Source organism: Xanthomonas sp. NCPPB 2586 (genome assembly GCF_041475775.2).
Lineage (GTDB): Bacteria > Pseudomonadota > Gammaproteobacteria > Xanthomonadales > Xanthomonadaceae > Xanthomonas > Xanthomonas campestris.
The window spans coordinates 1,880,012-1,900,341 of record NZ_CM192981.1 but is presented as its reverse complement, the minus strand read 5'-3'; the positions used below and the strand labels follow the sequence as shown (position 1 = coordinate 1,900,341).

The window sequence follows — 20,330 nt, the reverse complement described above, 5'->3', positions numbered from 1 at the left end:
TATTCCGTACAGGTCAACGCCAGAAATGCATCAGTACCGCCAACAAGGCGATCAAACCGATGATCATTGCGAAGGCGTAGTGATAGAGGAAACCGGATTGCGTGCGACGCAGCAGATGTGCAGCCAGGTCGATCAGTCGGGCAGAACCATTGACCGCCACGCCATCCACCACGTGGGTGTCGATTGCGCGGGAAGCCTTTCCAAGGACCACGCCACCACCGGCGAAGCCATTGATCCACAGCTTGTCAAAGCCGTACTTGTTTTCCAGCAGCCACACGATCGGCGCAAACGCCTTGCGTGACTTGGTGGCCAGCTCTGGCTTCCAGAGATAGAACAGCGCGGCCAGCAGCAGGCCGGCGACCGTCAGGAAGAACGGTGCCGCCATCATGCCGTGCAGCGCGAACGCCACCGGACCATGGAATTCTTCGGCCAATGCGCCGACGGTATCGCATGCCGGGTCGTAGAAGTCGACGATGCCGGTGAAGAACGACACGGCCTGCCCCTTCATCGCATGCGCCGCGTGGTGGCCTTGCCAGTCGGTACCGAACAGCATCGGGCCGATGGTGAAGAAGCCGATCGCCACCGACGGAATCGCCAGCAAGATGAGCGGCAGCGTGACCACCCACTTGGACTCGTGCGGCTCGTGCGGCTCGTGGGCACCGTGGTGACCATGACCATGACCATGATCGTCGTGCCCATGCGCATCGTGTGCATCATGACCGTGGCTGTCGTGCGTATGCACCTGCGCCTCGGCATCGGTATGGGCGCTGTCGTGATGGGCGTGCACGTCATGTGCATGCGCATCGCGGAAGCGTTCCTTGCCGTGGAAGGTCAGGAACAGCAGGCGGAAGCTGTAGAAGCTGGTGACCAGCACGCCGCCGAGCACTGCCCAGTAGCCGTAGGTGGCGATCCAGCTGTGCGACTCATGCGCGTGGTGCGCGGCCGCTTCGATGATGGTGTCCTTCGAGTAGAAACCCGAGAAGAACGGCGTACCGACCAGCGCCAGGGTACCGATCACGCTGGTCCAGTAGGTCACCTTCATGTACTTGCGCAGCCCGCCCATCTTGCGCATGTCCTGCTCGTGGTGCATGCCGATGATGACCGAGCCGGCCGCAAGGAACAGCAGCGCCTTGAAGAAGGCATGCGTCATCAGGTGGAACACGGCGGCCGAATAGGCAGAGACGCCCAGCGCGACGGTCATGTAGCCCAGCTGCGACAGCGTGGAATACGCCACCACGCGCTTGATGTCGTTCTGCACGATGCCGATCAGGCCGGTGAAGAAGGCCGTGGTCGCACCGATGAACAGGATGAAGTTCAGCGCGGTTTCGGACAGCTCGAACAGCGGCGACATGCGCGCCACCATGAAGATGCCCGCGGTCACCATCGTCGCGGCATGGATCAGTGCCGAAATCGGGGTCGGGCCTTCCATCGAGTCCGGCAGCCACACATGCAGCGGCACCTGCGCCGACTTGCCCATCGCACCAATGAACAGGCAGATGCAGATCAGCGTCATCACGCTCCACTCGTGGCCGGCGAACAGCTGCACCTTGGCACCAGCCATGGTGGTCGCGTTGGCAAACACGGTGGAGTAGTCGAGCGAGCCGAACCACAGCAGCACCCCGGCAATGCCCAGGATGAAACCGAAGTCGCCCACGCGGTTGACCAGGAACGCCTTCATGTTGGCGAACACAGCGGTCGGGCGCTTGAACCAGAAGCCGATCAACAGGTAGGACACCAGGCCCACCGCTTCCCAGCCGAAGAACAGCTGCAGGAAGTTGTTGCTCATCACCAGCGTCAGCATGGAGAAGGTGAACAACGAGATGTAGCTGAAGAAGCGCTGGTAACCCGGGTCTTCTTCCATGTAGCCGATGGTGTAGATGTGCACCAGCAGTGACACGAAGGTCACCACCACCATCATCATCGCGGTCAGGCGGTCGACCATGAAGCCGACATGCGCCGAGTAGTTACCGACGTCGAAGAAGGTGTACAGGTTCTGGTTGAACGGGCTGGCGCCCAGCTCCACCAGTTGGTACAGCGTCAGGCAGGACAACACGCAGCTGACCGCCACACCGAGGATGGTGACGTATTGCGCGCCCTTGCGCCCTACCTGGCGACCGAAGAGGCCGGCGACGATGCTGCCGACCAGCGGTGCAAGCACCACTGCGATCAGCAGACTCTTGGAGAGAGTGATTTCCATCTACAGGTCAGCCCTTCAACGTATCGACTTCGGCCACATTGATCGTGCGGCGCGTACGGAACAGTGTCACCAGGATCGCAAGGCCGATGGCGGCCTCCGCGGCGGCAACGGTCAGGATGAAGAACACGAACAACTGACCTGCGGTATCGCCGAGCTCGCGCGAGAAAGCGATGAAGTTGACGTTGACCGACAACAGCATCAGCTCGATCGACATCAACAGCACGATGACGTTCTTGCGATTGAGGAAGATGCCGGCCAGCGAGATGCAGAACAGCACCGCGCCCAAGCCCAGCAGGTGGCCCAAGGTAATCAAGACTTCGCCTCCTGTCCGTCGGTCGCATCCAGGGTCGGCGCAACCTGTACCGGCTTTTCAACCGCCATTTTGACCATGCGCAGACGGTCGGTGGACCGCACCCGCGACTGCTCGCTTGCGTTCTGCATCTTGATGCCGGTGCGCTTGCGCAAGGTCAGCATCACCGCCGCCACCACGGCAACAGTCAGGATCACCGCGGCGAACTCGAACGGCAGCAGGAACTCGGTGTACAGGCTCTTTGCCAGCCAGGTCAGGTTGGACGTATCGGCGGCCTGCGCGGCAGCGTTGTCGACCGGGAACGGAGTGGCCAGGCGTCCCTTGACCCCGATCAGCGTGACCATCTGGGCCAGCATGGCGACCGCCACGATGACGCCGACCGGCATGTACTTGACCCAGCCTTCGCGCAACCGGCTAGTGTCGATGTCCAGCATCATCACCACGAACAGGAACAGCACCATCACCGCGCCGACGTAGACCAGCACCAGGGTTACGCCCAGGAACTCGGCGCCCACCAGCAGCCAGATGCAGGCCATCGAGAAGAAGGTAAGGATCAGGCACAACACGGCATATACCGGGTTGCGCACGCTGATCACCGCACCGGCGGAGACGACCGCGACGGCGGAGAAGGCGTAGAAAGCAATAGTGACCCAGTCCATCATGACCTCAACGGAAGGCGGCATCGGCAGCGCGACGCTCGGCGATCTCGGCTTCAAGCCGGTCTCCGATCGCCAGCAGCTGCGGTTTGTTGACAATATTCTCGCCACGCTTCTCGAAGTGGTACTCGAGGATGTGCGTTTCGACGATCGAGTCCACCGGGCAGCTTTCTTCGCAGAAGCCGCAGAAGATGCACTTGAACAGGTCGATGTCGTAGCGCGTGGTGCGACGGGTGCCGTCCTCGCGCTTGGCCGAGTCGATGGTGATCGCCAGTGCCGGGCAGACCGCTTCGCACAGCTTGCAGGCAATGCAGCGCTCTTCGCCATTGGGGTAGCGACGCAGCGCGTGCAGACCGCGGAAGCGCGGCGACTGCGGGAACTTCTCCATCGGATACAGCACGGTGTACTTGGGCTTGAACGTGTATTTCAACGTCAGCCACAGCCCTCCGAGCAGTTCGAGCAGCAGCAGGCTCTTGAAGTAATGGGTGATCTTGTTCATCAATTACACGCCCTTCTGGATCACGCCGTAGAACACCATCAATGCCGTCACCGCGATCCACACGATCGTGAGCGGAATGAACACCTTCCAGCCCAGACGCATGATCTGGTCATAGCGGTAACGCGGGAAGCTTGCGCGGAACCAGATGTAGGCACTCGCAAAGAAGAACACCTTCATCAGTAGCCACGGCCAGCCACCGGTCCACAGCCAATTGACCCACGGCGAGACATCTGCCGTGACCCAGCCCTGGATCGGGCTCAGCCAGCCACCGAGGAAGAAGATCGAGATCAGGAAGCTGACCAGGATCATGTTGGCGTATTCGGCCAGGAAGAACAGCGCGAACGCGCCGCCCGAATATTCCACCATGTGGCCGGCGACGATTTCCGATTCGCCTTCCACCACGTCGAACGGCGCGCGGTTGGTTTCGGCGACGCCGGAGACCCAGTACACGATGAACAACGGGAACAGCGGAATCAGGAACCAGTCGAAGAAGCCGGAGCTACCCGCCTGCGCAAACACGATCTGGCTGAGGTTGACGCTGCCCGAGGCGATCATCACGCCGACCAGCGCAAAGCCCATCGCGATTTCGTAGCTGACCACCTGCGCGGCCGAGCGCATCGCACCCAGGAACGCGTACTTGGAGTTGGACGCCCAGCCAGCCAGGATGATGCCGTATACGCCCAGCGAGGTCATCGCCAGCAGGTACAGCAGACCCACGTTGGCATTGGACAACACCAGCTTCGCATCGAACGGCACCACCGACCAGGCGGCAAACGCCGGCGCCAGGGTGAGCAGCGGCGCGATGATGAACATCGCCTTGTGCGAGCTGCTGGGCTGCAGGATTTCCTTGAACAGCAATTTGAAGACGTCGGCGAAGGCCTGGAAAATGCCCATGCCCACGTACATCGGCCCATGGCGCACGTGCATCCAGCCGATCAGCTTGCGCTCCCAGACCACGTAGAAGGCCACCGTCACGATCACCGGCACGGCGATCAGCAGGATCTTCAGCACGGTCCACAGCAACACGCCGCCATCGCCCAGTCCGAGGAACCACTGGTGCAGGGGGTCGACCACGTTCAACAGCAACTCGTTCATGCAGCCACCACCGTTACCCGACCGGCACCCAACGGCGCGGTTGCGCCATGGCCGGATTCGATCCACACCGTGCCCGGTGCGACGCGCTTGTCCAGCACCACCGGCAAGGTTGCCCTGCCCGCGTCGGTGCCGACCTTGACCACTTGCCCGGCAGCGACCTGCAGCTGCGCGGCCTGCTCCGGATGCATCGCTACACACGGGGCGATGTTGAGCGGGTGCGACTGCAGCGCGGCGGCTCGGCGTACCACCGCATCGGTGCGGTAGATCGCAGCGGTTGCGGCAACCTCCAGACCTTCGCTCGCAGCAGCCGGCTGCGCGGACGTCGCTGCAGTCACGCTGCGCTGCTGCATGCCGGCGCGCAGACCGACCAGGTCGATGAACTCGAACCCAGCCAGACCCAACTCACCACCCAGTGCGCGCAGCACGCGCCAGCCCTCACGCGCCTCGACCGGCAACCGACCCGCAGCACGTGCGGTCTGCACGCGGCCATCGAGATTGGTCAGCGACGCATCGATTTCCGGCAAGGCGCCGATCGGCAGAATGACATCGGCCACGTCGCGCGTGGATGCACAGGCAAACTGGCTGAAAGCCACGACTTTCGCGCCGGCCAGCGCGCTGCGCGCAGCGGCCGCATCAGCGAAATCCAGACCGGGTTCGATGCCGTACACCACATACGCCTGACGCGGCTCGGCAAACATGCCGGCGACTGTCCGTGCAGTCGGCAACACGCCCTGCGAGACCAGGCCGAGCGCATTGGCGCCCTGCGGGATCCGGCACAGCGACGCACCGGTTGCCGCAGCAAAGGCACGTGCCGCTGCACGAAGCGTCGCCGCCTGCGGATGATTTTCTGCCAGTGCGCCGACCACGATCACGGCGCGGCTTGCGCCCTTGACCGCATCACGCAGCGTGACGTCGTCCAGCGCGCCAGCCAGCTGCGTCGGCGAGACCACCGTCCGGCTGGCCTGGGTGAAGGCGAAATCGAAATCGACCGGGTTGACCGAATGGATCTGGGTGCGGTTCTGGATGCTCGCCTTGCGCAGGCGGGCATGCAGCAGCGGCAGCTCATGGCGCACGTTGGTGCCGAACAGCACCACGACATCGGCCTGTTCGATCTCGGCCAGCGGCGTGGCAAAGGCTTCGGCAACAGCGGCGTCGGAGAAATCGCGGTTGAGCAGGCGGTGATCCAGGTTGCCGCTGCCCAGGCCCTCGGCCAGACGCGCCAGCAAGGCGCCTTCTTCGTTCGAGGTGGCCGGGTGCACCAGCACGCCGAGCTGATCACCGGCGTTATCGCGCAGGATCTGCGTCGCAGCGGCCAGGCCTTCGGCCCAGCTCACTTCGGTCCATTCACCGTTGACCTTCTTGAGCGGCTTCACCGCACGGTCTTCGGCGTACAGGCCCTGATGCGAATAACGGTCGCGATCGGACAGCCAGCACTCGTTGACGGCTTCGTTCTCGCGCGGCACGGTGCGCAGCACTTCGCCGCGACGCACGTGCAGGAACAGGTTGGAGCCCATCGCATCGTGATAACCGAGCGATTCACGTGCCATCAGTTCCCACGGACGCGCACGGAACTGGAACACCTTGTTGGTCAGCGCGCCCACCGGGCAAACGTCGATGACGTTGCCGGAAATTTCGGTGGTCAGCGGCTTGCCGTCGTAGGTGCCGATCTGCAGGTTCTCACCGCGATAAATACCGCCCAGCTCGTAGGTTCCGGCGATATCGGCGGTGAAGCGCACGCAGCGCGTGCACTGGATGCAGCGGGTCATCTCGGTCGCCACCAGCGGGCCGATGTCTTCGTCCGGCACCACGCGCTTGCGCTCATTGAAGCGGCTCACCGAACGGCCGTAGCCAAGCGAGACGTCCTGCAATTCGCACTCGCCGCCCTGATCGCAGATCGGGCAGTCCAGCGGGTGGTTGATCAGCAGGAATTCCATCACGCTGCGCTGGTACTTCAGCGCTTTTTCGCTGCGCGTGGTGACCTTCATGCCGTCCATCACCGGCGTGGCGCAGGCAGGCGACGGCTTGGGCGACTTTTCAACGTCGACCAGGCACATGCGGCAGTTGGCCGCAATCGGCAGCTTCTCGTGGTAACAGAATCGCGGGATCGGGATGCCGGCCTTGTCGGCGGCCTGGATGATCATCGAGCCCTTCGGCACCACCAGCGACTGCCCGTCGATCTCGACGGTGACATGGTCCGGTGGCACGTTCGGGTTCACTGGTTGGGCGCTCATGCGGCCACTCCGACGTGCGTGTCGACGATCGAACGACCGTTGACGATGTAGTACTCGAATTCGTCCCAGAACTGGCGCAGGAAGCCCTGGATCGGCCATGCCGCCGCTTCGCCGAACGCGCAGATGGTGTGACCTTCGATCTGGCCGGCCACGGTGCGCAGCTGGTGGAGGTCTTCCATCGTGGCCTTGCCGGCGACGATGCGCTCCAGCACGCGATGCATCCAGCCGGTGCCTTCGCGGCACGGGGTGCACTGGCCGCAGGATTCCTTGTGGAAGAACTGCGAGATGCGGCAGGCAAACCGCACGCAGCACACGCTGTCATCCAGCACCACGATGGCGCCGGAACCCAGACCGGTGCCAAGCGCGCGCAGGGTGTCGTAATCCATCTGCAGGCCAGCGACCTGGTCGGCCTTCAGCACCGGCATCGACACGCCGCCGGGCACCACGCCCTTGAGCTTGCGGCCCGGACGCAGGCCACCGGCCATTTCCAGCAGTTCGTCGAAGGTGGTGCCGAGCGGCACTTCGAAATTGCCGCCCTTCTGCACGCAGCCGGACACCGAGAAGATCTTCGGGCCGCCGTTCTTGGTCTTGCTCAACCCCAGGAACCACTCCGGGCCGTTGCGAATGATCGCCGGCACCGACGCGTAGGTCTCGGTGTTGTTGATGGTGGTGGGCTTGCCGTACAGGCCGAAGTTCGCCGGGAACGGCGGCTTGTAGCGCGGCTGACCCTTCTTGCCTTCCAGCGATTCCATCAACGCGGTTTCTTCGCCGCAGATGTAAGCGCCAGCGCCCAGCGCACCGTAGATATCGATATCCACGCCGCTGCCGAGAATGTTCTTGCCCAGCCAGCCGTTGGCATAGGCATCGGCCAGTGCCAGCTCGAAATTTTCGAACGGCTCGTGGTGGAACTCACCACGCAGATAGTTGTAGCCCACGGTCGAGCCGGTGGCGTAGCAGGCGATTGCCATGCCCTCCACTACCGAGTGCGGGTTGTAACGCAGGATGTCGCGGTCCTTGCAGGTTCCCGGTTCGGATTCGTCCGAGTTGCACAGGATGTACTTCTGCATCGTGCCCTTGGGCATGAAGGACCACTTCAGGCCGGTCGGGAAGCCCGCGCCACCGCGGCCGCGCAGGTTGGATGCCTTCACCATTTCGATGACGTCGGCCGGCGGGATCTTCTCTTCGAGGATCTTGCGCAGCGCGGCGTAGCCACCGGTCTTCAGATAGCTTTCGTACGACCACGGGGTGTCGTAGTGCAGGGTCGTGTAGACGACCTGATGCGGCAGCGGCGCCGGACCGACCGGGCCTGAGGGTGCGTGATGATGTGCCATGCCTTACTCCAGCCCGTCCAGCAGCGCGTCGACCTTTTCTTTCGTCAGGTGCTCGTGGTAATGGCCGTTGATGACCATCATCGGCGCTGCAGAGCAGGCCGCCAGGCATTCTTCTTCGCGCTTGAGGTAGACGCGCCCATCGGCGGTCGACTGACCCAACTTGCAGCCCAGCTTCTTTTCCGCGTGCGCCAGCAGATCTTCAGCGCCATTGAGCCAGCAGCTGATGTTGGTGCAGAACGCCACGTTGTGGCGGCCGACCTTCTCGGTTTCGAACATCGAGTAGAAGCTGGCCACTTCGTAGGCCCACACCGGCGGCAGCTCCAGATACTTGGCCACGCCCACGATCAACTCGTCGGTCAACCAACCCTGATTCTGTTCCTGCGCAGCATGCAGACCCTGCAACACGGCCGAACGCTTGCGGTCGGGCGGGAACTTGCTCAGCCAATGATCGATGTGCGCGCGCGTCTTGTCGCTCAGCACTACCTGCGGATCGACGTCGCGCGCCGCCTCGAAATTACCCGTCGCCTTCATCGGTCAACCTCACCGAAAACCAAATCGTAAGTGCCGATCATCGCCACGACGTCGGCCAGCAAATACCCGCGCACCACCGCGTCCATCGAGGACAGATGCGCAAAGCCCGGCGCGCGCAGGTGCACGCGGAAAGGCTTGTTGGCGCCATCGGACATCAGGTAGCAGCCGAACTCGCCCTTGGGCGCTTCAACGGCGCAGTAGGTCTCACCGGCGGGAACGCAGTAGCCTTCGCTGAACAGCTTGAAGTGATGGATCAGCGCTTCCATGTCGTCCTTCATACCTTCGCGGCTTGGCGGGGCGACCTTGAAATTGGTGACCATGACCGGGCCTGGATTGGCCTTCAGCCACTTCACGCACTGCTTGATGATGCGGTTGGACTCGCGCATCTCGGCCACGCGCACCAGGTAACGGTCGTAGCAGTCGCCGTTGGTGCCGACCGGCACGTCGAAGTCCACCGCGTCGTACTTGGCGTACGGCTGCTTCTTGCGCAGATCCCATTCGATGCCCGAACCACGCAGCATCGGACCGGTCATGCCCCAGGCACGCGCCAGATCCGGGCTGATGATGCCCACGTCCACGGTGCGCTGCTTCCAGATGCGATTCTCGGTCAGCAGCGTTTCGTATTCGTCCACACGGGACGGGAACGTGTCGGTGAAGTTCTCGAGGAAATCCAGCATCGAGCCTTCGCGCGCGGCGTTGAGCTTGGTCAGCGCCCCGCCCTTGTGCCAACGCGATTCCTTGTACTTGGGCATGCGATCAGGCAGATCACGGTAGACGCCGCCCGGACGGTAATAGGCGGCGTGCATGCGCGCGCCACTGACCGCCTCATAGACGTCCATCAATTCTTCGCGCTCGCGGAAGGCGTACAGCATCACCGCCATGGCGCCGAGGTCGAGCGCATTGGAACCCACCCACATCAGGTGGTTCTTGATGCGGGTGATCTCGTCGAACATGGTGCGGATGTACTGCGCGCGCTCCGGCGCTTCGATCCCCATCAGGGATTCGATGGCCCGTACGTAGGCGTGTTCGTTGCACATCATCGACACGTAATCCAGGCGGTCCATGTACGGAACCGACTGGTTGAACGGCTTGGACTCGGCCAGCTTCTCGGTGCCACGGTGCAGCAGGCCGATATGCGGGTCGGCACGCACCACGGTTTCGCCGTCCATTTCCAGGATCAGGCGCAACACGCCGTGCGCCGCAGGATGCTGCGGGCCGAAGTTCATCGTGTAATTGCGGATTTCCTGCTTGCTTTCCACAGGATTGCTCGCGAAGGCATCGGTTGCCTGGCGGTACTCACTCACTTGGCAGTCTCCGACTTGCCCACTTCACCAGCGGCAGTCTCATAACGCGCGTCGTCGCGGATCACGCGCGGCACGCCGACACGCGGCTCCACCGAGGTCACCGGCTCGTACACCACGCGCTTGCGCTCGTCGTCGTAACGCACTTCGACGTTGCCGATCAGCGGGAAGTCCTTGCGGAACGGATGGCCGACAAATCCGTAGTCGGTCAGGATGCGGCGCAGGTCCGGATGGCCATCGAACACGATGCCGAACAGGTCGAACGCCTCGCGCTCGAACCAGTTCACACCCGGCCAGATGTCGGTCAACGACGCGACCACCGGCACCTGCTCGTCGGGTGCATAGCACCGCACGCGCAGACGCTGGTTGTGCTGGTAGGAAATCAGCTGGGCCACCACCGCGAAGCGCTGCGTTGGCAGCTGCTGCGGTTGGGCACCGTTGGAACTTTCCTGGCTGGGGAATTCACCCCAGGCAAAGCGACCGAGCGCCTTGCCCTCGACACCACGGCTGAAGCCCTGGGACGACACGTCGGCGGTGTCCCACTCGTCGCTGCCGTAGCCCAGGTAATCAACGCCGCACAGGTCGCTGAGCTGCTCGAAACCGAGCTCGTCGCGCAGGGCAAGACAGGTGGCGTGCCACTGTGCCGCAGCGACTTCAAGCGTCACTTCGCCGCGCGGCTGGACCACGGAGATCTGCGCACCGGCGAAACGCGCCGCTAGTCGGTCAGTGAAGGAAGATGCTTGCTCTGCCATGGGGGCTTGGCTGCTCTCGGTAGGAGAAGACGGGTGTCAGCGTGCGATGGTCTGGGTGCGCCAGATTTTCTTCTGCAGCTGCAAGATGCCGTAGACCAGCGCCTCGGCGGTCGGCGGGCAGCCCGGGACATAGATGTCCACAGGCACGATGCGATCGCAACCGCGCACCACCGAATACGAATAGTGATAGTAGCCGCCACCGTTGGCGCAGCTGCCCATCGAGATGACCCACTTCGGGTCGGGCATCTGGTCGTAGACCTTGCGCAGTGCCGGCGCCATCTTGTTGACCAGGGTGCCGGCGACGATCATCACGTCGGACTGGCGCGGCGACGGGCGGAACACCACGCCGTAGCGGTCCAGGTCCAGGCGCGCCGCACCGGCGTGCATCATCTCGACTGCACAGCAGGCCAGACCAAAGGTCATCGGCCACATCGAACCGGTACGCGCCCAGTTCAACAGCGCATCGACGCTGGTGGTCACGTAGCCCTTTTCGAGCAACGGATTTTCGCCTTCCGGGCGCAGGATGTCTTCGACCCGGCCTTCCGGCATCGGGTTGGTCATCAGACGATCCAGGGTCTGAATCACTCCCATTCCAGCGCTCCCTTCTTCCACACGTAGATAAAACCGAGGAACAACATGCCGACGAACAGGCCCATGGTGACCAGCGAGCGTGCGCCGATCTCCATGAACACCTGTGTCCACGGCACGATGAAGATGATTTCCAGATCGAACACGATGAACTGGATCGCGATGAGGTAGTAGCGCACATCGAACTTCATGCGCGCGTCTTCGAATGCCTCGAAGCCACACTCGTACGGCGAAAGCTTGCGCGCGTCCGGGCTGCGCGGAGCGAGGAACCGACCAATCAACATCAGCACGATGCCGATGCCAGTGGCGACAACCAGAAACAGCAGACTCGGCAAATATTCGGCCAGCACAGCGATTCTCTCTTGCCTCTGCCCGCACGCGCCGCGTGCCGGCATGGGGTATAGGCAGACCCCGCGCCGGCATTGCCGCGATGCGCAGGAACTGCAACCAAACAATGGTGCCCAAGAGGGGACTCGAACCCCTACGACCTAAGTCGCTACCACCTCAAGGTAGTGCGTCTACCAATTCCGCCACCTGGGCATACGTTGCGCCGCTGGGCATCCCAGTGCGCAGCGCATTGTAACCGCCTTCAGTCTTTTTGTGCTGGTTCCGGCGTCTTTTCTTCGCGTGCGGCAGGCGCCGGCTGCGTCGGTGCGGACTGCACAGGTGTTGCGGCAGGTGCAGTGGCCGGCTCGGCCGCAGCAGGCAACGGCTGCGAGGGAGCGGTGGGCACTGCGCCAGCGGCAGGCGCCTGCGGCAACGGCTGGGTCAACTCACCCGCGGCGGCCGGAGCCGGCGTGGCAGACTGCGACATCACGCCCAGGTTCTGGTCGGTAGGACGGGCGCCATGGGTGGCGTACCAGGCCATGAACAGGCTGATGCTGAAGAACACCACCGCCAGCCACTTGGTCGACTTGGACAGGAAGTTCGACGCACCCTGCGAGCCGAACACCGTGCCCGACGCGCCCGCGCCGAAGCCCGAGCCCGCCGCCGCACCGGCGCCACGCTGCATCAGGATCAGCGCAATCATCGCCAGCGCGACCAGCACGTAGACCACATTGAGGATCAACATCAGCATTTCGAAATCCGTCCCCGGACAAAACTTAATGGGTTAACAAGCGGCCGCCGCACGCGCGATGGCCAGGAAGTCTTCGGCAACCAGTGATGCGCCGCCGACCAGCCCACCGTCGACGTCGGGCTGGGAAAACAGCTCGCTGGCGTTGTCGGGCTTGACACTCCCCCCGTACAGGATGGGCAGTGAATCGGCAATTCTAGCATCCGCCTTCGCGACTTCGCCACGAATGAAGGCGTGCACGGCCTGGGCCTGGTCCGGCGTGGCGGTGCGCCCGGTCCCGATGGCCCAGATCGGCTCGTAGGCCACTACGGCGCGGGCGAATCCGGTGCTGCCGACCAGGCTCAGGACCGGCTCCAACTGGGCACGTAGGATTGCCTCAGTCTGACCGGCCTCGCGCTGTTCCAGCGATTCGCCAACGCACAGCACCGGGATCAACCCGGCATGCATTGCGGCGGCAAACTTGCGCGCGACCAGCTCGCTACTTTCCTGGTGATACTGACGGCGCTCCGAATGCCCGACCAGGCCGTATTCGGCACCGACATCCACCAGCATCGAGGCGGACACTTCACCGGTGTAGGCGCCCTTCTCGTTGCTACTGACGTCCTGTGCACCGAATGCCAGGTGGTGGGCCTCGAAGTCCTCGATCAGATCACCGAGATACGGCAAGGGCGGCAGGATGACGACATCGACACCCGCCAGGGGCATGTGCGCGGCCACCTGCGCCACCAGTTCGGTGGCGAAGGCACGCGTGCCATGCAGCTTCCAATTTCCAGCAACGATCTTTCGACGCATCAGGTGCAGGTTCCTGAGTTGAAGACAGGCGTGAGAATAGCCCATGCCCTGTCGGTACCCGGCAGACTTGTGTCCGATGCGTGTCCCATTTCACCCCAACCAGGAACCTGCCATGTCCGTTTCGCCTGTCTTCGCCCTGATCACCGGCGCTTCCAGCGGGATCGGTCGCGAGATTGCCCGTGCCTACGCAGCGCGTGGGATGCCACTGATCCTGACGGCGCGGCGGGTGGACCAGCTGGAGGCGCTGGCGGCGGAATTGGGCGCGCAGGTGCGGGTGGAGATCCTGCCGGAGGATCTGGGCGACCCCGCCGCCCCTGCCCGGCTGGTCGCCGAAATCCAGCGCCAGGGCTGGACCGTGGGCACCCTGGTCAACAATGCCGGCTACGGCGTGCCAGGGCGATATCTGCAGAACGACTGGCAGACGCATGCGCGATTCCTGCAGGTGATGGTGACGGCGGTGTGCGAACTGACCTGGCGGCTGTTGCCGATGATCCGCGCCAGTGGCCAGGGCCGGATCCTCAATGTGGCCTCGTTCGCCGCACTGACGCCCAGTGCCGATGGCCAGACGCTGTATGCGGCCGCCAAGAGTTTCATGCTGCGCTTCAGCGAGTCACTGGCGCTGGAGAACGCCGATTGCGCGGTGAAGGTGGGCGCGCTCTGCCCGGGCTTTGCCTGGTCGGAATTCCACGATGTCACCGGCACCCGCGCGGCGATGTCCACCCTGCCTGGCTGGGCGTGGCTGCAGGCCGATGCCGTGGCGGCGTACGGCATCGCCGCGCTGGAACGCGGGCAGGTGCTGGCGATACCGGGGTGGCGCTACCGCCTGGTGAACGTTGCACTGCACGTGTTGCCGCACGCGCTGCTGCTGCGGCTGATGGCACATGGCTCGCACCGGGTGCGCCCTTTGGAGAACGCAAGCGATGCATAAGTAAGCGACACTGCAACTGACAGGCCACATCTCGCGTCGCTCGCGACCGGGAACATGGCAAACAACGCGATGGACAGGGGAAAATCAATGACGACAAGATTCATAATGCGCCATCAAGCGGAGCTCATTGCGCTCTTCATTGCATCATCGGCTTTCTTTGCAATCCAGCTTGCCATCGATGCCAAGGCATTTACCGGAGATGCCGGAGCCTACTGGGCCTTGAGCTCAGCAATTACTGAAGGGACCTTCCCCAAGACGATTCGCGGATATTCCTACCCACTTCTACTGACACCATTTAGATTCGCTTTTGACCATTCAGAGCAGGCTGGATTGTTATTACTCAAGCTCGGGCAATCGATAGGATACGGCTACTTGTTTTCGATCCTCCTTCCGAACCTTTATCAGGTCATATTTGACGCCAAACCGTCGGCATTCACCAGACTCATCCCTGCACTCCTGATGGCCTTTGCATTTCCCGGATTGATATCTTACCCGCTCAGCGACGCACCTTCTTTTGGGATAATGGCGCTAGCCTTATATGCTTGCATCAAGGCCATCAAATCACAGTCCTTCAGTCTTTTAATCGTAGCAGGGCTACTTGCCTATTTAGCCTACAACACACGAACCATCTATTTATTTTCCTTCTTTACACTCATGGTCATTGCTGCGATTTTTTTCTCAAAAAGCCTTAAGCAAAGATTTTTTGCATCGACATGCTTTCTACTAGGCGCACTAGTAGGCGCAGCCCCCCAAATGGCAATTAATTACAGCCACCACTCAACGCGCACCCCACTCGTAGTGACGGATGTCCGCGGCGCATCCCTATTTGCTCGGCAGCTGGCATGGGGAATGATCGTTGACAAATATGAAACACATATTGGCCCCCAGACCAAAAAAGCCATACCCGTATTCTATGCAAACAACAATGGCGCACTCATCCTCCAACAAAATGGAGGCATTGAGAACAATCAATCAGTCGTAAAAATAGCCGGCCTGATGACCCAGCATCCAATTACATTTATAAATATATATCTCCGTCACATTGCGTTAGCTCTCGATGTGAGGGATGGAGAGGTCTACACTCGGAACCCTACGTCAGAAAAAAATATTCAGTCGCTGATTTTACTTAGCATCGTCTCATTTGGGCTGACCCAACTTGGCCGAGCAATCTTCTTTCAGGCCTCTAGTGAGCCGGTAAATCGCAGAGTTCTTTACACGCTCGTGCTCCTGGCGCCTTGCATAGCCATCATTCCCGGCGCCATTGAAACTCGCTTCTTCTTGCCAATTCATTGCCTTTCCTACTGTGCCCTTGCGTTTGGTGGAATAAAAAAGGAAGCCATCGCAATGCAGCTAGCGTGCACAGCAATCTTGACAGCAGCGATCTTCACGTTTGCCGCAAAGTCGGCAGACAGCCCAATCCACTCCCGACCCGAGTCTTACATCCCCACCCCATCGAATATATGAAGCAGGCAACGATCTGGCCACTATGATCGCGTGCAAACTTATGCATCAGTCAACCACTCGAGTGCCTATCCATCCTCAGTGATTGACGATCTCGCCATGCATCGCGGCCAACCGTGCGAGCAGGCGATTCTGGGTTCGGCGCGGAATGTTGCGCTGATCCATTGCCCAGTTGAGATCTTCGACCAGGGCATTGAAGTCGCCCTCGCGGATGGCCATATGCTGGTGCGCCTGTGCCATGGACTTGGCAGTGTCCGGGCACGGGCCATCGGCGACATGGCAGAACTTCTGCACCAGCCGCTCGTTGAGCATGACGATGTTGACGCGTGCAAAGTGCTCGACGATGCGCGGGTCGTCGGCGATGCGCGAGAGCATGGTTTCTACCAGGGCCTCGATGCCGGGCTGACCGCCCAATTCTTCGTACAGCGTCTGCCGCGGTTGCGTGGTGGCACAGCCGCTCAACATCAGCACGCACAGCAGCGAATAGCGCAGCCATCGGGTCATCACAACGCCACCTGCAGGGAAAGATACGGTCCGCGCTGACGCTTCAAGGTGGCAACCTCCCCCAGATCGGCCCAGGCGGCGGTCAGCGACACGTGCTTAGTCGGGAACCAGGCGACGAAGCCGTCGGCCCAGGCTTGCTCGCGGGCGAAACCGAGATTGTTCGGCTTGTCGCGATACTCCAGCCCCACCACCCACGACGGGCTCAGCACCACGCCAGCACTGACTTCACCGACCAGTCGATAGCTGTTGCGACGGTCGCCGCCGAAGCCCAGCAACCCGGTTTGATTGGCGCGGGTAGCGCGCACGGTGCCGTTGAGCAGCAACTGGTAGCCGCCAGCACCTTGCAGCAATAGCCGCGTGGCGCTGAGATAGACATCGGTGCCGTGGTCGTCGCGTGCACCGATCGCCAGCGGCAAGGTGCCGTCGCGCAGCCGCTTGTACTGCACACCCAGACTCAGCTGCAGCGCGCGCCCGTAGACCAGGTCACCATGCAGTCGCACTTTCGCGCCGAATACATCCTGGCCAAGCGCATTCCACGGCAACCCTAGCCGGTCCTGCAAGGTGCCCAGGTCCAGACGCTGGCGCGCCACCGAAAGCTCGAGCCGATTGCCAACGGTCAATGCGGCGCCCTGCACATCCAGACGGTAATCGCCGCTATCGACGTGGGTGGCGAACGCCACGGTGCCGAGTTCATCGCGCGTGCCGTACCCCGACAACGTGGCCCAGGGCACGATGCCGCCGCCACTGCTGCCTTCGAGCATCGAGACGCCGCCGGTGGCCAGCAACCGGCCCTCGCCCGCCATGCACAGCAGTGGGTTCAGCGCCGTTGCGGCAAGCAGCATTGCGGCCGCTGTCGTACGTGGAACGCGCTTCATCGTTGACCTCCCGCCTGCGCCACGGGCGAGCGACCGAGCTGGCGCATGCACCATGCCAGCAGCGGCTTTTCTTCCAGTGGCGGCGAATACAGATAGCCCTGCACCATGTCGCAGCCGTAGCCGCGCAGCAGCGCCAGCGCAGTGTCGTTTTCCACGCCCTCGGCAATCACGCTCAGGCCGAGGTTGTGCCCCAGATCGATCGTGCTGCGCACGATGAAGGCATCGTCGGTGCCTTCGGCAAGCTGCATGACAAAGCTCTTGTCGATCTTCAATTCGTTCACCGGCATGCGCTTGAGCTGGGCCAGCGAGGAATAGCCGGTGCCGAAGTCGTCGACCGACAGCCGTACGCCCACATTGCGGAGTTGATGCAACATGTGCAGCGCAAATTCGACATCGCGCATCAATGCGCTTTCGGTCAGTTCCAGCGTGACCGAGGTGGCCGGCACCGCATGACGCTGCAGGCAGCCGCGCACGAAGTCCGGCAGGCCGGGGTCGGACAGATCCAGGGCCGACAGATTGATCGCCATGCCCAGTTCCAATCCTTGCGCTCGCCATTGCGACTGGCAGTGCAAGGCCTCGTCCAGCACGAAGCGGGTGAGCGGATGGATGACGCCGGAATGCTCGGCCAACGGAATGAATTCGTCCGGGCCGATCGGCCCCAGCACCGGGTGATGCCAGCGCACGAGCACCTCGACCTGCTCCACCTGATCGGTACGCAGGCTGATCTTGGGCTGGAAACGCAAGGTCAGCTCGTTGCCACCGATGGCCTGGCGCAGATCGCCGGTGAGACGCAGCCGGCGCAGATGCTGCTCGTCCTGGCCAAGCCGGTACACGCTGGCGCCACTGGCGGTGTCGCCGACCTGGCCGCGCGCGATATCGGCGCGACGCAGCAGCGTGTCCGGGTCGGCGCCATGTTCGGGAATCAACGCAATGCCGATGCTGGCTTCGAGCTGGATGCGCGCCTGCGGCAGCGCCAGCGGGCTGCGCAATTGCAGCAGCAGGCGTTGGGCTTCCTCCTGCACGGTGGCCGGGTCGGCATGCGCCACCACCACCATGAATTCGTCGCTGCCAAGGCGCCCGACGATGTTGGGCGCCTGCACCACGTCGGCAAGCCTGCGCCCGGCTTCGACCAAGACCTGATCTGCGAAGTCGTGGCCCAGGCTGTCGTTGAGTTCCTTGAAGCGCTCCAGGTCCAGGATCAACACCGCTGCGGTGCCGCCCGAGGCCACGGTCTGATCCACCACCTGCTGCAGCTGCTCCAGCAGCCAGATGCGGTTGGGCAAGCCAGTGAGTGCGTCGTGGCGTGCCTGGTGCAGGATGTGCTGCTCGCGCGTGGCGATCTGCTGCTGCATGCGCCCGAAGCTGTCGGCCAGCTCCGCCAATTCGCGCCCGGGCGGCAATTGCACGGTGGTGTGGTAATCACCGCGCTGGATGCGGCGTGCTGCCTGCACCAGCAGCGCCACCGGCTTACTGACGCTGCGCGCGAGAAAAATCGACACGCCCAGTGCGGCGGCGGTGGCCAGGCCAGCCAGCAGCAAAATCCGTAACTTGAGTGTGCGGTACGGCGCCACTGCACGGTCCAACGACGCCTGCAAGGCAACCCGCACGCGGGTATCGCCCTGGATGGACTGCAACTTCACCAGGTAACGCGAGTCCCCCAGGGTCAGCGGGATTGCAGCGCCCTGCGCGTGTTCGGCGGTGCGCAATTGCTGGGCGAATTCCGTGCGTTCGGCTGGTTGCAGCGTGGACGCCAGTACGCGCGGCGGCGCACCGTCGATGAAGAAGGTGGCATCCAGACCCGTGGTGCTGCGGAAATCCTGCGCAAGGCTGTCGCCGGATTCATTACCGATCGCAATCCAGCCCACCCGGCTCGGCGCCAGTACCTGCACGACTGCCAGGCGCACGATGTGTTGATCCAAGGCCACCACACCGACGGCACGCCCGTCGTGCTGGGCCTGTTGCAGCAAGGCCTGCACGGCACGCAGCTGCTCGGCCTGCGGCAGATCCGCCAGCCCGGTCAGAAAATCGCCTTCAGGCGAAAGCAGCACCGCCGTCTGCGCATCCATGCGCGCGGCGTGGTTGCGCAACGCCGACTGCATCGTTGGCACATCGCCGCTGGCAACGGCTGCACGGAAGCCGAAATCGTCCGCCAGCACCGATGCCGATTGCAGCAGTTGTTCGTCGCGGCGCTGGTTGATGCGTTGCCAGACCCGCTCGCCAATCAGCAGCTCTTCGCCGAGTTGCGCCTTGACGCTGCGCTCGGTGGCCACCTGCACGGCAATGAAGGTCAACGCCTGGGTGCCGAGCACCACCAGCACCAGCAGCGCGGCGATGCGCGTATGCAGTCGCATCGCCTTCATGGAGACGGCTTTTTCGGGTCGGCGGCGCGACGGAACTTGTCCTGCAGCGCGCGCACGCGATCATCCGGCGGCGCGACCGCTGGCGCTGTGCCGGTGGTCTGCACGGTGACACGGCGCTGCAGCGCATCGCGGCTCAGCACCAGTGGCTCGGACAGCGCAGCGCCCTTGATGCGCGGATGCCAGACGCGCAGGGTGTAGCTGCCCGCGGGCGCATCGATCTGGACACGGCCATCGCTGCCGCTCTTGCCGAAATACGGGGTGTCCAGCACCACGATATACCCCAGCATCCAGTCATGGATGTTGCAGCCCACCGTCACCAGCCCGGCCTGATCGAAGCGTACCGGCGCAGCCGTGCTGCCCTGGAACAGCGGCAACTCGAACTTCTTGGCAGGCGAAAACGAATACACCTGATGCCGGATTTGATCATTGTTTGGGAAGCGCACCAGGCTACCCGTGCGTACCGCGAGCACCGCGGGAACGAACTGCGAATTCACCTGATCCATCGACACCGTTTTCGAGGTGCCGGTCGCCGGCATCGGACGTGCGGTTTCCAGGCTCACCACTGCATCAACCAGCACGCCAGCGGCGTCCTGGACAGTCACCGTCACCGGCGTAGCCAAAGCCGCACTCGCAAGGCACCCGGTCAGCACCAGTGCCGATGTTCCAACAACGTTGATTACTTTTCGCGTCCACATGCGCCCGCACCTCATCGCAGTCCTGCAGCGGGCGCCAGGCAAATCCGACGTCGCGCTAGCGGCCAGACTGGGATATCGGCAGAGGTGAACGCAAGCTTTAACCGGACGCGAGCGAACGTTCATCAAGCAAACTGTGGCGAGCGTCATCC

Annotated in this window: 20 protein-coding genes and 1 tRNA gene; 2 read left to right on the top strand and 19 right to left on the bottom strand. The window is 62.7% G+C overall.

Annotated features, from left to right (window positions below; translation table 11 throughout):
* Positions 1 to 13 precede the first annotated feature (13 nt).
* The 15 genes from nuoL to tpiA form a co-directional block, all read right to left on the bottom strand.
* Positions 14 to 2,197 (bottom strand): NADH-quinone oxidoreductase subunit L, encoded by a 2,184-nt coding sequence (nuoL, locus tag ACCQ09_RS08035; protein ID WP_228427964.1) that lies wholly within the window; start codon positions 2,195 to 2,197, stop codon positions 14 to 16.
* 7 nt (positions 2,198 to 2,204) lie between these two features.
* On the bottom strand, positions 2,205 to 2,510 hold the full coding sequence (gene nuoK, locus ACCQ09_RS08030; RefSeq protein ID WP_005914274.1) for an NADH-quinone oxidoreductase subunit NuoK: 306 nt from the start codon (positions 2,508 to 2,510) through the stop codon (positions 2,205 to 2,207).
* On the bottom strand, positions 2,507 to 3,169 hold the full coding sequence (locus ACCQ09_RS08025; RefSeq protein WP_016944316.1) for an NADH-quinone oxidoreductase subunit J: 663 nt from the start codon (positions 3,167 to 3,169) through the stop codon (positions 2,507 to 2,509). Before ACCQ09_RS08025 ends, nuoK begins: the two co-directional genes overlap by 4 nt.
* A gap of 4 nt (positions 3,170 to 3,173) precedes the next feature.
* Positions 3,174 to 3,662 carry an NADH-quinone oxidoreductase subunit NuoI gene (nuoI, locus tag ACCQ09_RS08020; RefSeq protein WP_014508211.1) on the bottom strand — a complete coding sequence of 163 codons (489 nt, stop codon included), beginning with the start codon at positions 3,660 to 3,662 and terminating at the stop codon, positions 3,174 to 3,176.
* Between the two features lie 3 nt (positions 3,663 to 3,665).
* The gene (nuoH, locus tag ACCQ09_RS08015; protein ID WP_012437964.1) at positions 3,666 to 4,757 is read right to left on the bottom strand and encodes an NADH-quinone oxidoreductase subunit NuoH; all 1,092 of its coding nucleotides are present in this window, start codon (positions 4,755 to 4,757) and stop codon (positions 3,666 to 3,668) included.
* The gene (gene nuoG, locus ACCQ09_RS08010; protein WP_040941046.1) at positions 4,754 to 6,988 is read right to left on the bottom strand and encodes an NADH-quinone oxidoreductase subunit NuoG; all 2,235 of its coding nucleotides are present in this window, start codon (positions 6,986 to 6,988) and stop codon (positions 4,754 to 4,756) included. The genes nuoH and nuoG overlap by 4 nt, the downstream gene beginning before the upstream one ends.
* A complete protein-coding gene (nuoF, locus tag ACCQ09_RS08005) occupies positions 6,985 to 8,319 on the bottom strand; it encodes an NADH-quinone oxidoreductase subunit NuoF (protein ID WP_012437962.1) in 1,335 nt (444 codons plus the stop codon). Before nuoF ends, nuoG begins: the two co-directional genes overlap by 4 nt.
* Positions 8,320 to 8,322: 3 nt before the next feature.
* The gene (gene nuoE, locus ACCQ09_RS08000; protein ID WP_011037655.1) at positions 8,323 to 8,850 is read right to left on the bottom strand and encodes an NADH-quinone oxidoreductase subunit NuoE; all 528 of its coding nucleotides are present in this window, start codon (positions 8,848 to 8,850) and stop codon (positions 8,323 to 8,325) included.
* Entirely contained in the window at positions 8,847 to 10,154 is a 1,308-nt protein-coding gene (locus ACCQ09_RS07995) for an NADH-quinone oxidoreductase subunit D (RefSeq protein ID WP_011037656.1), read from the bottom strand. The genes nuoE and ACCQ09_RS07995 overlap by 4 nt, the downstream gene beginning before the upstream one ends.
* The gene (locus tag ACCQ09_RS07990) at positions 10,151 to 10,903 is read right to left on the bottom strand and encodes an NADH-quinone oxidoreductase subunit C (protein ID WP_011037657.1); all 753 of its coding nucleotides are present in this window, start codon (positions 10,901 to 10,903) and stop codon (positions 10,151 to 10,153) included. Before ACCQ09_RS07990 ends, ACCQ09_RS07995 begins: the two co-directional genes overlap by 4 nt.
* Positions 10,904 to 10,939: 36 nt before the next feature.
* Positions 10,940 to 11,494 (bottom strand): NuoB/complex I 20 kDa subunit family protein, encoded by a 555-nt coding sequence (locus ACCQ09_RS07985; RefSeq protein ID WP_016944318.1) that lies wholly within the window; start codon positions 11,492 to 11,494, stop codon positions 10,940 to 10,942.
* Positions 11,485 to 11,841 carry an NADH-quinone oxidoreductase subunit A gene (locus ACCQ09_RS07980; RefSeq protein WP_011037659.1) on the bottom strand — a complete coding sequence of 119 codons (357 nt, stop codon included), beginning with the start codon at positions 11,839 to 11,841 and terminating at the stop codon, positions 11,485 to 11,487. Before ACCQ09_RS07980 ends, ACCQ09_RS07985 begins: the two co-directional genes overlap by 10 nt.
* Before the next feature lie 105 nt (positions 11,842 to 11,946).
* Positions 11,947 to 12,031, bottom strand: a tRNA-Leu gene (locus ACCQ09_RS07975).
* Positions 12,032 to 12,080: 49 nt separating this feature from the next.
* The gene (gene secG / locus ACCQ09_RS07970; protein ID WP_011037660.1) at positions 12,081 to 12,569 is read right to left on the bottom strand and encodes a preprotein translocase subunit SecG; all 489 of its coding nucleotides are present in this window, start codon (positions 12,567 to 12,569) and stop codon (positions 12,081 to 12,083) included.
* Positions 12,570 to 12,602: 33 nt separating this feature from the next.
* On the bottom strand, positions 12,603 to 13,358 hold the full coding sequence (gene tpiA / locus ACCQ09_RS07965) for a triose-phosphate isomerase (RefSeq protein ID WP_014508214.1): 756 nt from the start codon (positions 13,356 to 13,358) through the stop codon (positions 12,603 to 12,605).
* Between the two features lie 112 nt (positions 13,359 to 13,470).
* On the opposite strand from tpiA, the gene ACCQ09_RS07960 reads away from it, so the two are divergent.
* Positions 13,471 to 14,286: an SDR family NAD(P)-dependent oxidoreductase gene (locus tag ACCQ09_RS07960; protein ID WP_228427962.1), complete on the top strand. Its 816-nt coding sequence runs from the start codon at positions 13,471 to 13,473 to the stop codon at positions 14,284 to 14,286.
* Positions 14,287 to 14,340: 54 nt separating this feature from the next.
* Positions 14,341 to 15,750: a glycosyltransferase family protein gene (locus ACCQ09_RS07955; RefSeq protein ID WP_040941044.1), complete on the top strand. Its 1,410-nt coding sequence runs from the start codon at positions 14,341 to 14,343 to the stop codon at positions 15,748 to 15,750.
* Between the two features lie 75 nt (positions 15,751 to 15,825).
* Here ACCQ09_RS07955 and ACCQ09_RS07950 read toward each other — a convergent pair whose 3' ends face one another.
* The 4 genes from ACCQ09_RS07950 to ACCQ09_RS07935 are packed head-to-tail and all read right to left on the bottom strand — an operon-like array spanning position 15,826 to position 20,181.
* The gene (locus ACCQ09_RS07950; RefSeq protein WP_014508218.1) at positions 15,826 to 16,251 is read right to left on the bottom strand and encodes a group I truncated hemoglobin; all 426 of its coding nucleotides are present in this window, start codon (positions 16,249 to 16,251) and stop codon (positions 15,826 to 15,828) included.
* Positions 16,251 to 17,093, bottom strand: a complete 843-nt coding sequence (locus ACCQ09_RS07945; protein WP_040941043.1) for a DUF3034 family protein — start codon at positions 17,091 to 17,093, stop codon at positions 16,251 to 16,253. Before ACCQ09_RS07945 ends, ACCQ09_RS07950 begins: the two co-directional genes overlap by 1 nt.
* Before the next feature lie 29 nt (positions 17,094 to 17,122).
* Positions 17,123 to 19,486, bottom strand: coding sequence for a putative bifunctional diguanylate cyclase/phosphodiesterase (locus ACCQ09_RS07940; protein ID WP_011037666.1), 2,364 nt, complete (start codon positions 19,484 to 19,486; stop codon positions 17,123 to 17,125).
* Entirely contained in the window at positions 19,483 to 20,181 is a 699-nt protein-coding gene (locus tag ACCQ09_RS07935) for a methylamine utilization protein (protein ID WP_040941042.1), read from the bottom strand. Before ACCQ09_RS07935 ends, ACCQ09_RS07940 begins: the two co-directional genes overlap by 4 nt.
* Between the last annotated feature and the right edge of the window lie 149 nt (positions 20,182 to 20,330).

Coding starts and splice junctions, on each gene's coding strand:
- nuoI (WP_014508211.1), bottom strand. CDS start 3,662: ATGAACAAGATCACCCATTACTTCAAGAGCCTGCTGCTGCTCGAACTG.
- nuoF (WP_012437962.1), bottom strand. CDS start 8,319: ATGGCACATCATCACGCACCCTCAGGCCCGGTCGGTCCGGCGCCGCTG.
- nuoE (WP_011037655.1), bottom strand. CDS start 8,850: ATGAAGGCGACGGGTAATTTCGAGGCGGCGCGCGACGTCGATCCGCAG.
- nuoG (WP_040941046.1), bottom strand. CDS start 6,988: ATGAGCGCCCAACCAGTGAACCCGAACGTGCCACCGGACCATGTCACC.
- tpiA (WP_014508214.1), bottom strand. CDS start 13,358: ATGCGTCGAAAGATCGTTGCTGGAAATTGGAAGCTGCATGGCACGCGT.
- ACCQ09_RS07950 (WP_014508218.1), bottom strand. CDS start 16,251: ATGACCCGATGGCTGCGCTATTCGCTGCTGTGCGTGCTGATGTTGAGC.
- ACCQ09_RS07940 (WP_011037666.1), bottom strand. CDS start 19,486: ATGAAGGCGATGCGACTGCATACGCGCATCGCCGCGCTGCTGGTGCTG.
- nuoL (WP_228427964.1), bottom strand. CDS start 2,197: ATGGAAATCACTCTCTCCAAGAGTCTGCTGATCGCAGTGGTGCTTGCA.
- ACCQ09_RS07945 (WP_040941043.1), bottom strand. CDS start 17,093: ATGCTGCTTGCCGCAACGGCGCTGAACCCACTGCTGTGCATGGCGGGC.
- ACCQ09_RS07985 (WP_016944318.1), bottom strand. CDS start 11,494: ATGGGAGTGATTCAGACCCTGGATCGTCTGATGACCAACCCGATGCCG.
- ACCQ09_RS07990 (WP_011037657.1), bottom strand. CDS start 10,903: ATGGCAGAGCAAGCATCTTCCTTCACTGACCGACTAGCGGCGCGTTTC.
- ACCQ09_RS07960 (WP_228427962.1), top strand. CDS start 13,471: ATGTCCGTTTCGCCTGTCTTCGCCCTGATCACCGGCGCTTCCAGCGGG.
- secG (WP_011037660.1), bottom strand. CDS start 12,569: ATGCTGATGTTGATCCTCAATGTGGTCTACGTGCTGGTCGCGCTGGCG.
- nuoH (WP_012437964.1), bottom strand. CDS start 4,757: ATGAACGAGTTGCTGTTGAACGTGGTCGACCCCCTGCACCAGTGGTTC.
- ACCQ09_RS07955 (WP_040941044.1), top strand. CDS start 14,341: ATGGCAAACAACGCGATGGACAGGGGAAAATCAATGACGACAAGATTC.
- ACCQ09_RS07935 (WP_040941042.1), bottom strand. CDS start 20,181: ATGTGGACGCGAAAAGTAATCAACGTTGTTGGAACATCGGCACTGGTG.
- ACCQ09_RS08025 (WP_016944316.1), bottom strand. CDS start 3,169: ATGATGGACTGGGTCACTATTGCTTTCTACGCCTTCTCCGCCGTCGCG.